Annotated in this window: 11 protein-coding genes; 7 read left to right on the plus strand and 4 right to left on the minus strand. The window is 44.1% G+C overall.

The annotated features are described in order from the left end of the window. The 5 genes from EGI32_RS09715 to EGI32_RS09735 all read left to right on the plus strand — a co-directional run. A partial coding sequence (locus EGI32_RS09715) for a DUF2911 domain-containing protein (RefSeq protein ID WP_255155199.1) occupies positions 1-336 on the plus strand: 336 nt, incomplete at its 5' end. Positions 337-447: 111 nt separating this feature from the next. After that, entirely contained in the window at positions 448-2,307 is a 1,860-nt protein-coding gene (asnB, locus tag EGI32_RS09720; RefSeq protein ID WP_255155200.1) for an asparagine synthase (glutamine-hydrolyzing), read from the plus strand. Between the two features lie 151 nt (positions 2,308-2,458). Then, a complete protein-coding gene (locus EGI32_RS09725) occupies positions 2,459-3,607 on the plus strand; it encodes a cystathionine gamma-synthase (RefSeq protein ID WP_255155201.1) in 1,149 nt (382 codons plus the stop codon). Positions 3,608-3,688: 81 nt separating this feature from the next. Further along, positions 3,689-3,931, plus strand: coding sequence for a hypothetical protein (locus EGI32_RS09730; RefSeq protein WP_255155202.1), 243 nt, complete (start codon positions 3,689-3,691; stop codon positions 3,929-3,931). Between the two features lie 7 nt (positions 3,932-3,938). After that, positions 3,939-4,709 carry a TIGR02757 family protein gene (locus EGI32_RS09735; protein ID WP_255155203.1) on the plus strand — a complete coding sequence of 257 codons (771 nt, stop codon included), beginning with the start codon at positions 3,939-3,941 and terminating at the stop codon, positions 4,707-4,709. Between the two features lie 110 nt (positions 4,710-4,819). On the opposite strand, the gene EGI32_RS09740 is transcribed toward EGI32_RS09735, so the two are convergent. Genes EGI32_RS09740 through EGI32_RS09755 form a run of 4 tightly spaced genes read right to left on the minus strand, consistent with a single transcriptional unit; the run spans position 4,820 to position 10,584 of the window. Further along, on the minus strand, positions 4,820-7,636 hold the full coding sequence (locus EGI32_RS09740; protein WP_255155204.1) for a TonB-dependent receptor: 2,817 nt from the start codon (positions 7,634-7,636) through the stop codon (positions 4,820-4,822). Between the two features lie 28 nt (positions 7,637-7,664). Then, positions 7,665-9,338, minus strand: coding sequence for a DUF4097 domain-containing protein (locus EGI32_RS09745; protein ID WP_255155205.1), 1,674 nt, complete (start codon positions 9,336-9,338; stop codon positions 7,665-7,667). Positions 9,339-9,347: 9 nt separating this feature from the next. Beyond that, positions 9,348-10,040: a hypothetical protein gene (locus EGI32_RS09750; RefSeq protein ID WP_255155206.1), complete on the minus strand. Its 693-nt coding sequence runs from the start codon at positions 10,038-10,040 to the stop codon at positions 9,348-9,350. After that, positions 10,033-10,584 (minus strand): RNA polymerase sigma factor, encoded by a 552-nt coding sequence (locus EGI32_RS09755; RefSeq protein ID WP_255155207.1) that lies wholly within the window; start codon positions 10,582-10,584, stop codon positions 10,033-10,035. Before EGI32_RS09755 ends, EGI32_RS09750 begins: the two co-directional genes overlap by 8 nt. Before the next feature lie 495 nt (positions 10,585-11,079). Between EGI32_RS09755 and EGI32_RS09760 the strand changes: the two genes are divergently transcribed. Beyond that, positions 11,080-11,391 (plus strand): hypothetical protein, encoded by a 312-nt coding sequence (locus EGI32_RS09760; RefSeq protein WP_255155208.1) that lies wholly within the window; start codon positions 11,080-11,082, stop codon positions 11,389-11,391. Positions 11,392-11,632: 241 nt separating this feature from the next. Beyond that, positions 11,633-12,205, plus strand: a 573-nt coding sequence (locus tag EGI32_RS09765; RefSeq protein ID WP_255155139.1) for a transposase, incomplete at its 3' end; no start/stop codon positions are given.

The raw sequence follows: 12,205 nt of genomic DNA on the forward strand, positions 1-12,205 counted from the left end.
GCCAATGAAGCGACCGAGATCGATTTTTTCAGGAATGTGATCATTGGCGGGAAAACGGTCAGTAAAGGAACCTATGTCATCTATTGTATCCCGGAGCCGGATAAATGGACGATCGTGCTCAATTCCAATCTTTACACCTGGGGATTGCATACAGATACCAGCAAAGATGTAATGCGGACGGAAGTACCTGTGCAGCGCCAATCGCCGGCACTGGAAGATTTTACCATGGTATTCATGGATGAACCAGGAGGCGCAGGACTCCTGATGGCCTGGGATAATGTGAAAACGGTGTTGCCCATCAACTTTTCGAAAAAGTCAATAGCGAATAGTCAATAGGTAAAGCCCGATACTGCAAAAGAGTATTGAAAAGGCTCCATTATTGTGAACCATTGACTATTCACTATTAACTATTGACTCTGAACTTAGAACCTTCAACTTTTTTAACCAATGTGTGGAATAGCGGGAATAATAACGCGGGACGAATCAATGATCAGCAGGCCGTTGCTGAGTGCCATGGCTGATGCCTTGTCGCACCGCGGTCCCGACGGGGAAGGTTTCTGGACCAACCGCTCCAATCATGTCGGTTTTGCACATCGCAGGCTGGCTATCATCGACCTCACTGACAACGGGCATCAGCCGATGCACTACCTGCAACGTTACACCATCGTGTACAACGGTGAAATTTACAATTACATCGAATTAAAGAACGAACTGCAGAAAGCAGGCTACATTTTTACCTCCGAAAGCGATACTGAAGTGATACTGGCCGCCTACGATTTTTATGATGAGCGTTGCCTGCAGCATTTCGATGGCATGTTTGCCTTCGCTATCTGGGATGAAAAAAGACAGACCTTGTTTTGCGCACGTGACCGCTTTGGCGAAAAACCTTTTTATTATTATCAAAACCAGGAGATATTCGCCTTTGCCAGCGAAATGAAAGGGTTGTGGGCGATCGGGATTGATAAAACCATCGAGCATAAATTAATGCTTAACTATCTTTCACTGGGGCATGTGCAAAACCCTTCCAATAAATCACAGACTTTTTACAAAGATATTTTCTCCTTGCCCCCTTCACATTTTGCGGTGCTGAATTTCGCGGAAATGGATTTTCGGATACATTCTTACTGGACGATCGACAAACAATACCGCCAGCAGGTAAAGAAGCCGGATGCATTGGGCATTTTTGAAAGCCTGTTCTCACTTTCCATTCACCGCCGGTTGAGAAGCGATGTACCAGTGGGCTCCAGCCTTAGCGGCGGGCTCGACAGCTCAACGATCGCCTATTTTGTAAACAAGGCTTTGGGCAAAAGGCATGCGGGTGACTTCACCACATTTTCCGCAGTTTTCCCCGGGTTTGAAAAGGATGAGGCACAACATATACAGAAGGTTACGGACATGCTGCGCCTGAAAAATTTCACCGTTACGCCAACTGCGGAAGAACTGGTCAATGATTTTGAAAAGCTTTGCTACCACCAGGAAGAGCCATTTACGTCTTCGAGTATTTTTGCGCAATATAAAGTTTACGGGCTGGCGCAATCACATGGCGTAAGGGTATTGCTGGATGGACAGGGTGCAGATGAAACGCTGGCCGGTTACCACAAATATATCCACTGGTACCTGCAGGAACTGGTAAGCCTCTATAAATTTTCTACGGCCAGAAAAGAGATGAGCCTGATGCGCTCCCGCAAAACAGCTTTTCAGTGGGGTGTAAAAAATATTGTAGCGTCTTTATTGCCATCGCATGTAGCCATTGCGTTGGAGAAGAAGGAATACAATCATATCATACACAATCCCGATATCAACAAAGCGATGCTCACCCACCTGCGTGGCCGCGAATGGGAGGGCATTCACAAACCGATCGTGACGAAACTGAACGATATACTTTATTTCAACACCATGGAACTGGGGCTGGAGGAATTGCTGCGCTACGCCGATCGCAACAGTATGGCGCATGGCGTGGAAGTAAGGCTTCCGTTTTTGAATGCGGAACTGGTAAAATTCATTTTCTCACTTTCCTCTTCATATAAAGTAAACCATGGTTTCACTAAATCGATCCTCCGCAACCTGATGTCGGAAAAACTTCCTTCTTCCATCGTCTGGAGAAGTGATAAGATTGGTTTTGAACCACCCCAAAAACAATGGATGCAGCAGCCGGTTTTCAAGGATTACCTGCACGAGGCCAAGAAAAAACTGGTAAAAGAAAAAATATTAAAGGAATCGGTTCTGACCAAAAAGCAGCATCCGGCTAATGCACACCAGGCAGAAAATTTTGACTGGAGGTATATGTGCCTCTCTAAGATGGTTTAGAGGTTTAGAAGTTTAGGGGGTTAGGGGGTTAGATATTAAATATTTGAAAAGTCTTTCCATTTTTGGTCACCCTAAACTCCTAAACCCCTAAACTTCTAAACCTCCTAAACCATCAAATTGTCTATTTTTGCCCCTCACTACATTCAACCATATGAGCACATACAGATTATCTACGAAATTTATACATGCCGGCGCAGAGCCCGACCCGAGTACAGGGGCTATCATGACGCCTATTTACCAGACAAGCACTTACGTACAGAAAGCCCCGGGTGTAAACCAGGGATTTGAATACGCACGCAGCCAGAACCCCACCAGGAAAGCGCTCGAAGAAGCATTGGCCATCATAGAGAATGGCAGGCACGGGCTGGCTTTCAGCAGTGGTGTAGCCGCTACGGATGCGGTGATAAAACTGCTGAACCCGGGTGATGAAGTAATTGCCGCGGCCGATATGTACGGTGGCACTTACCGTCTTTTTACCAGGATATTTGAAAAGTACGGTATCAGGTTTATTTATGTAGATACCACCGATACAGCCAATGTGGAAGCCGCGGTAACTGCCAATACTAAGCTTGTGTGGATAGAAACTCCTACCAACCCGTTGATGAACATTACAGATATTAAAGCTGTGGCAGCCATTTCCAAAAAAGCGGGTGCCTGGCTTTGTGTGGACAATACATTTGCTTCTCCTTACCTGCAAAACCCGCTGGACCTTGGCGCCGATATCGTGATGCATTCGTCTACCAAATACCTCGGTGGCCACAGCGATGTGATACAGGGTGCGCTGGTGATGAACGATGATTCATTAAGGGAAAAATTATATTTCATTCAGAAAAGTTGTGGTGCCGTTCCGGGCCCGATGGATTGTTTCCTTGTATTACGTGGCATCAAGACGTTGCATGTACGCATGCGCCAGCATTGTGAAAACGGAATTGTGATCGCCAATTACCTGCGCAACCACCCCGCTATTGACAAAGTGTACTGGTGTGGCTTCGAAGATCACCCGAATCACGAGATCGCCAAAATACAGATGCGTGGGTTCGGCGGCATGATGAGTTTTACTTTAAAAAATGACAGCGTTGAAGCGGCCCATAAAGTTTTGTCTTCAACAAAATTATTTTCACTTGCCGAAAGCCTTGGTGGTGTGGAAAGCCTGATCAATCATCCGGCGAGCATGACACATGCCAGTATCCCGAGGGAAGAAAGATTGAAAGTGGGATTGACCGACGGCTTGATCAGGCTGAGCGTGGGCATTGAAGATGCTGAAGATCTGATTGAAGATCTGAAGCTGGCGATAGGTTGATTTTGATTATTGTAGTAACGTGCCTGTGGCGCGTTCTGAAATAAATCTAAATAGAACGCGCCACAGGCACGTTCCTGCAAAATGAATTTATTTATAGAAATATTAGGTTGGATAGGCGCCGTTCTCATCATCGGCGCCTATTCTTTGAATATGTTCGGCATATTAAAAACAAATTCCCGGGCATACATCATTTCCAACCTCGTTGGCGGAGTATTTTTTGTTGTAAACACTTTTGTGCACAAAGCCTACCCCTCCATGATCGTGAACATCATCTGGGTATTCATCGCGATAGCGGCTTTATTCAAAAAAGACAAACCTTCATAATTTTTTCTTGACTACAGAGCTTCAACAATTCCTGGAGAAAAAGGTTAAAGAATATAACCGGCCATCGTTCATTGAAAACGACCCTGTTTGTGTGCCGCATAGTTTTACCCAAAAACAAGATATGGAGATCGCCGGTTTTTTCGCCGCAATATTTGCCTGGGGAAACCGCACCACCATTATTAATAAAACGAAGGAACTGATGCAGCTGATGGACAATGCGCCACATTCGTTTTGTCTGCACCACACAGATGAAGATTTGAAAAAATTGCTGCATTTCAAGCATCGGACTTTTAATCCTACAGACCTGCTGTATTTTATTTCGTTTTTCAAAATGCATTATTCTCGGCATGAAAGCCTGGAAACGGCCTTCAGCCAATGGATGAAAAAAAAGGATGTAAATACAGAAAATGCACTAAACGGGTTTTACAATTATTTCTTTTCGCTGAACGATGTTCCTGATCGTACGCTGAAGCACATCGCATCGCCCAATAAAAACTCTACCTGCAAGCGCCTGAGCATGTACCTCCGGTGGATGGTGAGAAATGATGGCAAGGGCGTCGATTTCGGGCTTTGGAAAAAAATATCACCGGCGCAGCTGATCGTGCCACTGGATGTGCACGTAGCCCGGGTTGCCAGACATTTCAACCTTATCAACCGGAAGCCCACCGACTGGCTTACTGCCGTGGAGCTTACTGAAGAAATGAAAGCCATCGATCCCAAAGACCCTTGTAAGTTTGATTTCGCATTGTTTGCGTTGGGAGTGCTGGAGCGATTTTAATGAGCCGCGAAGACACTAAAGCACAAAGGCTCACAAAGATAAAAGATGAAATAAATTCTTCTCCGGGTTCCTGGTGAATCTTTGTGCCTTAGTGTTTTTGTGGTTAGAACTTAAAATAAGAACAACCTTTCCCTTCCTCCCACTTTTTTCTTGGCACCGCCGTAAGGCCTTACATTGTAGGTAAGTGTGGCCATACCGTATTGCGACAAGGTATTGGTCTGGTATACCGTCAGCATATTCCTGTTCACATATGAATAAGTATTCCTGTTTGTTTTCAAAATATCAAACACATATAGTTTCAGCACAAGCGCTTCGCTTTTCAGCATGGTGTAATTTACCGCAGCATTCCAGCGCACGATATTCCTTGTGTCGTGTGTGGTGAGGCTGCTGTTGTAGGAATAGTTCAGCTGTGTTTCCCAGATGATATGTTTCGGCCAGCGCAGCACCAGTTCGTTATCAAACCAAAAGTATTTGATGTTGATCTTTTTGAAAGTAGCATTGGTATATTCCGTAAAATTATATCCTTTACTTACCGAAGTATTGAATTCCACTTTATCATTGAAGTTCAGATTGACTCCAGCCCACTGGTTGAAATTGAACGTACTCTGCCAGCTTTTGGTATCGTTATAAATTAACCGGTTGCGGTTGAAATTATAGTTACCACCCGTATTCCAGGAGAAAATAAATTTCTGGTTATTCTTGTATTGTTTATTGATATTAAAATTCGCATAAAAATATTTGCTGCCATTCGCATTTACCGGCATGGAAGTCTGAACACCCTGCGCATCTACCGAAATGCTTTGCACCACGTCATTGTCGGTAAAGGAACCATTGCTGTAAAGGTTGATGTAGAGGTTCGTTTTAGGATTGTTGAAATTATAATTTGCAGAAAAATTATTTCTTACCGAAGGCACCAGGGCATTATTTCCTTTGGTGATGAAATAAGGATTGGTGTTATCCGTAACCGGAATGAGTGAAATGTAACCCGGCATCTGGATATCCTTGCTGTAATAAAGGCTCAATTGTTTGTACACCACCCCAAAGGTTGGAAGGATGTCGCTCTGGCGTTGCCTGATGGTGGCCGGCAGTGATGCCAGTGTATTATCGAATGACTGCACCAGTCCACGCAGCCCGGGCGTAATGGTAAGATCTTTCCATTTGAACTCAAGCCCGGCATTACCGAGTATACGATTGCCTATACGCCTGAACCTGCTGCTGAGATCATTATTGAGCGAATCGAATTTCTGATCGCTGGAATTCCTGTTGAAAGTATTCACAGTGTTGTACAACTGGCTGTACTCATACCTTCCGCCTACCCTTAAGGTCATCATCTTTGTGAGCGGCTCGCTGTAATTGAACGACACAGTAGCATCTGTTCTTGGTATGCGCTCCACCCTCAGTTGTGAATAATTGCTGTCGAAAACCGCGGGGTATAAATACCGGATATACGATTCGGTGCTATAATCATTGAAACGGTTGTTGATATCCAGCGACTGGTTGAAGTTGAACCGGCGCCCTTTTTTTGTCTTCGATAATTTTGTGATAGCAAGATTGTGGCGGTAGAAATACGTTTTAGCCGGGTTATTTTGAAACACATTTCCGTCGGTCAGGTTGCCCAACAGGTTATTGTTGCTCATCACATCGCTGATGCGTTGTTCGTCCTGCAGACCGATGGTATAATTGGCATTTAATAAAATATTGGTAACGGAATCCGGCTTGAGCCTGGCGCCGATGCCGATGTTATGCGCATTCGTTTCTACCCCGCCACCCAACACCGTATTGTTGGTTACCACGGTATCGGCATTAAACTGGCTGATGTTGGTGATGTTGGTACGGTTCACATCAATATTTCCGCGGAAATATTGGAGGTAGAAAGAACGTTTTGTATTGGGCGTATGATTGAGGTTGAAGCCCAATCCCTTGCTGGTGGTGATACCACCATAACTTTGCATCCCGCCAAAATTTACACCGTTGATGGAAACACCGCTGCCATTCGAATTGTTCCAGATGCTGGTACTGTTACTGTTGCTGTTGGCACGGTTGCGCTCCATACCGCCTGCCTGCATCAGTTCGCTATAACTGAAACCTGGTTTGTTGAGATTGTTCAGGTAACCCAATAAACTGATCTGTAACGTATCGCGGTAAATATTTGCGATGGCGCCGGCTTCATAAAGATTCCCCGTTCCGCCGCCGGCGTACATTTTACCGAACCAGCCTTTTTTGATGCCTTTTTTCAACGTGATGTTAACGACCTTTCCGGCATTATTGGGATTATCATCTCCGCTACGGGCCATTTCTTCCTTATCGTCGGTTACCTGTACCTTATCGATCACATTCGCCGGAAGGTTTCGGGAAGCCATCTTGGGGTCATCGCCGAAAAACGATTTTCCATCCACCAAAATTTTGTTGACCGGTTTTCCATTCACCACGATGTTGCCATCTTTATCTACCTGTACACCGGGCAGCTTTTTCAAAAGATCTTCTACCAAAGCGTTGGGTAAGGTTTTAAAGGCGGAGGCATTGAATTCAACCGTATCTTTTTTGATCACTACCGGCGGACGTTCCGCAAACACGATCACTTCATCCAGGGATTTGGATGAGGGCGAAAGTGGCACTGTTCCGATATCCAATGTGGAAGTGGAATTATCCAGCTGAAATTCTTTGCGGTAACCAGCATACCCCGACACAGAAACCACCACACGACAATTTACATCCAATGGAAGTCCGGGCACTTTAAATTCACCATCAGGATTGCTGAGCCTGTACGTGAGGATGGAAGTATCGGCAGCACGAAATACCGTAACGGTGGCCATGCCAACCGGGGCTTTGGATACAGAATCTGTGAGTTTTCCCTTAAGGGTTCCCTGGGCAGTAGTGGCCAGGACAAAGCAGCAGCTACACGCTAGTAGCGAGAAGATTTTTTTCATGAAATATGTTTAAATGGCTATACTTTAATTATCTGAAATCCACCGAGCAGCTGGTACAGCTGACAGCAAAAGCAGTAAACCCTTTCTTCACATTGCCAACCGTTTTGGTAAAATTTGTGTTGGTCGTTCTCCTTCCATTGTTAGTTTCGGTTTCCGTTTCAAATGGTGTATATACTTTACTGTAATCCCCGTCGAATTGCACGGTATAATTATTTAGTGATTTTACCGGCAATTTCACATCTGCATATTTATTATTTATTTTGATCGACTTCGTGGAAGCATTGATCTCATTGATATTTAAATCGGCACTCGATCCCGTAAACTCAATCGAATTACTGATCCCTCCGATATTTAACTTTCCGAAATTCTTATTCACCGTAAGTGTGCCCGCCTGCGCAATACTGTACTGATCGCTAACGCTCGTCATGTCTATAACGCCTGAATTTTTAAATGTTACAGTAGAATAGCGGGAATCTATAATTAACTTATCGATGTTGCCGGAAGTAAATTTGCAGTTGAGGAGATTCAAATCCGCCTCCTTAATATCACCTGCATTTACACTCCCGTATTTCGATCTTATGGTGGCTTTATCCGCATCCTGCATTTTCAGGTTAACATTCAGGAGGTCTGCATCCAGCATGGTAAGATCATTGAGAATGGCTACATCATTGTATCGGTTTTCCACTACCAGCTTTGCTCCTGAAGGAATGTAGATGACCACCTCGCTTTTTCTGTTTTTGGAAAAAGCGCCTTGCCCCGCTCCGCTTACCCCGGTCGCAGACGAATAGGAATAACCTAATGTAATTGCGCCGCCCGGGTTTGCAGAAGAGCTTACGGAGATCGTTGTGCTTCCGGCTGGCTTTATTGTGACTTCATTTTTAGTTTGCTCAATGCCGATGTTCAATTCTTTTTCCCAATCAACATCTTTGGTTTCAAATCCCGGTTCGGCATAAACGGTTGTTACCAGCCTTACTTTTTTCTCATTAAAAGTCCTGATCACAATTTTCCGAGAAAGGTTTTTGATGGTCACCGTTCCATTCTTGCTACAATTCACTTCCATGCTGATCTCCTTTTTATTCATACTCCGTAAACGTTCTATCGAATCCAATTTGATACGTTCCAGGTTTCCTTTCAGCCGGTTCAGTTCTTTTTTGAGGCGCAAAGTATCTTTTCCTGTTCTGTAAGTGGAGTCGTATCCATTTTTAAAGATCCTGTAGCCTTTACCGTTCCCTACATACATTCCGCTCTCCTTCCGGAGCGAATCTGTCCGTTTGAATTCCCTGCCGGAAACGGTATACAGCGAATCCTGTTTTTTGTAGTCTTTGAATCTGTTATTTTTCAGTAAAGAATCACTTTTATAAGCTACGTAAGCTTTGTGCCTCAGCAGACTGTCTTTGGCGCGATAAACATATTGATTGCCCCCGGATATATAAGCTATATCGGCGCTGCTCAGGTATAATGTGTCCCTTTTATCGAACGATACTTTATCCGACACGAAGAATGTATCCCTCAACTGCCCGTTGACAACAGTTTTAATGTAAATGGTATCTTTTTTATTATTAGTAGAAACGCCTCTCAAAAAGATGGTATCTCTTTTTCCGTCCATTGATAACCCTTTGATGTAGATCGTATCTTTTTGCGCATTCGCGGTAAAGCAAAGCAGCAGCATGGTAAGCATTAAATATATCCCTGCGTATTTCATAATCCCCGTTTAAATGTTTAAGTAATATTTGTTCAATGAATCGGCGGGGTTTTCCTGTTGCACCCGCGTATTCATTTTATTGATCTCCTGCTGGAGACTTTTCAACACATCGAGCTTTTGCTGATAAACATTGATCAGTTGTTCGATCAGGGTATTACTGATGCCGTTCTGGCGGATATTCGTCCGGATGGCAGCTTCATCGGTATCCATCTGGCGCAGCCTTGTCTTGAAATCATTGAAGTAAGCGGGGTTCTCCGCATATACAGGTGTTGTCCTGATATTCTGCAGCTGGTAATTGACCAGTTCTCCATAACTTTCTTTGAAAGACTTCATCAAAGCATAACGTTCATCCGGTTTCTTTTTTGCTTTTACTACAGCCAGTGCCGGCGCGGGTTTCACTGTATCTTTTATTTCAGCGATTGCAGGGGTGGAAGGCTGCGGGATCGTGTCGGCGGGTGCCTGCTTTTTTATCGCCACAGGTTCTATTTTTTCCTGTGTTTTTTCGCTGGTCAAAAATCTGATCCCTGCCAGCAGCATCACCAATATTACTGCTGCTACCGCAAAACGCACCGTAAATTTCACCAGCCTGCCGGGTTGTTTTTTCGCCGGAGGCGCTGCGATCTTTTCCCAAAGCAATGGCCCGGGCTCATCAAAGCTCATCTCCTCTTTGTGTTGCTGCAGATATTTTTTAAGTTCACCCATGAATCGCGATTTGAATGTTGATGCGTTCCCGCAATAATTGCCTGGCCCGGTGGTATTGGCTTTTGCTGGTACTTTCAGATACTCCCAGGTCGGCTGCTATATCTTTATGTGAATAATCCTCCATGGCGTACAGCACAAATACCTGCCGGCATCCATCGGGTAATTTTTTGATCTCCCTGTGCAATATTTCCAGGCTCACCGTAGACCACCATTCCGTAGTTTCATCTGCCAGCGTATCCGATTGTTCGTCGCTCCATTCGCTCCAGGCGAAACCGTTTTTACCGTGCCGGATACATTCATTTACCACGATGCGCTTCAGCCATCCACCAAAACTATCCGCATCTTTGAGCTGCCCCAGGTTTTTAAATGCCGTCATGAATGCTTCCTGCAGGATATCTTCGGCATTGCTGTGGTTGCCCGTCATCCGTGTGCACACGTTGAACATCGCCTTACTATATTGATGATACAGCCAGGCCTGTGCGTCCCGGTCGCCGTTCACAGCCTTTGTTACGACTGCAGCCTGTATAGTTTTAGCGGTTCCCAATTAGTTTTATACTTTATAAGAGAAGCAAAAGAAGAAAAGGTTGGAAAATGAGTGAAAATATTTTTTCGGGACGAAAATACGATTTCTTTCGTAGAAGGGATGTGTGATCTATGATGTATGATCTATGATCTATGATGTATGATGTTTTTAAAAAAAGTATTTTTATATAATAGATACCATTTCTTCCGGTTCTATTACAAACCAGGTTCACATAAAAGTTCACAAAGAGTAAAAGTTCACACGTAAATCCCGATTTTTTTGCCAAAAGTTCACAAAGACAATCCCTTGAAAATGATTGGATAGCATTTTTTTTATACGGAGTTCACAAAAAAAGTTCACATCCAAAAGTTCACACAGGGAAATCGCCGCCTTGTTTATGCGGGATCAATATAAAAAACCGTGGTTTACACTTCTTTCCATAATCCGTTACCTTAGCTGCTTCATCTTTAATTTAGCATTTCACCTCTTGATGATCACTTAAGCTGTGATGATATAATGCAGGAAACAAATCCACTCATACCGGTTTCTATCCAGCTGGGAATAATTCCGGACCGGGATAGCGATGTCCGTAAATCAATCGTTGAAAAGATCAATCACCTCATCCTGCACGATTTTGAAAAGCTGGTGTACCTTCTGTACCGCATCGATGTGAGCGAAAAGAAAATAGATCAGCTGCTGAGGCGATTTCCACAAACGGATGCTGCCGAAATGATCGCCGACCTGATGATAGAACGCGAAGCGGAGAAGATGAGAAGCCGGCAGGAATTTAAGCAGCGAGGGGAGGATTCGGGGGAAGAGCGATGGTGAGGTAGTCAATAGTGAATGGTGAATAGTGAATGGTCAAACCTTCGGAGGTTATATGTTGTCCGAAGGTTATTATATCAGAACTAATTAAAAAAGCAACTCTTACAAGTTGCTTTTTTAATTATAAAGTTGTGGTATTAAGTATTTACCGGGTACTGTTTCATAAACTGTGTAAGTGATCAAGAACTTGGGGTACCCCAAGTTCTTGATCACTTTTTTTATAACTTTAAAACACAGTTTAATTATGGACAACGAACAACAACTCACGGATGCTTTTTTAAAGCAACTCAAAACCGGCGACCAGCTCAACAGTTTTTTAGCCCAACTCCAAAAGCGGGGTATTGAAAAAATCCTGGAAGCTGAACTTGATGCACATCTGGGTTATGACAAGCATGAGAAAAGCAGCTCTTCCAATGCCCGTAATGGTACATCAGCCAAACAGGTAAAAACTTCTTTTGGAGAGTCTACCGTTCAGGTACCAAGAGACAGGGATGCTTCTTTTAACCCGATGCTGCTGCCTAAAAGGCAAAATATGGTGGATGGGTTAGAAAACGTCATTGTATCTCTTTACGCTAAGGGAATGAGTGTAAGCGACATTGAAGAGCAGATAAGAGAAGTTTATAATTTTGAAGTGTCTGCTTCCACCATCTCCCGTATTACTGAAACAGTAGCCAATGACGTTATTGCCTGGCAGAACAGGCCCTTGGAGCCGGTGTATTTAATTGTGTGGATGGATGGCATCGTTTTTAAGGTGAGGGAGAATAGTAAGGTCATCAACAAAACCATTTACCTGGCCGTAGGACTCAATAGGGACGGT

Source organism: Ferruginibacter sp. HRS2-29 (assembly GCF_024343615.1).
GTDB lineage: Bacteria > Bacteroidota > Bacteroidia > Chitinophagales > Chitinophagaceae > Ferruginibacter.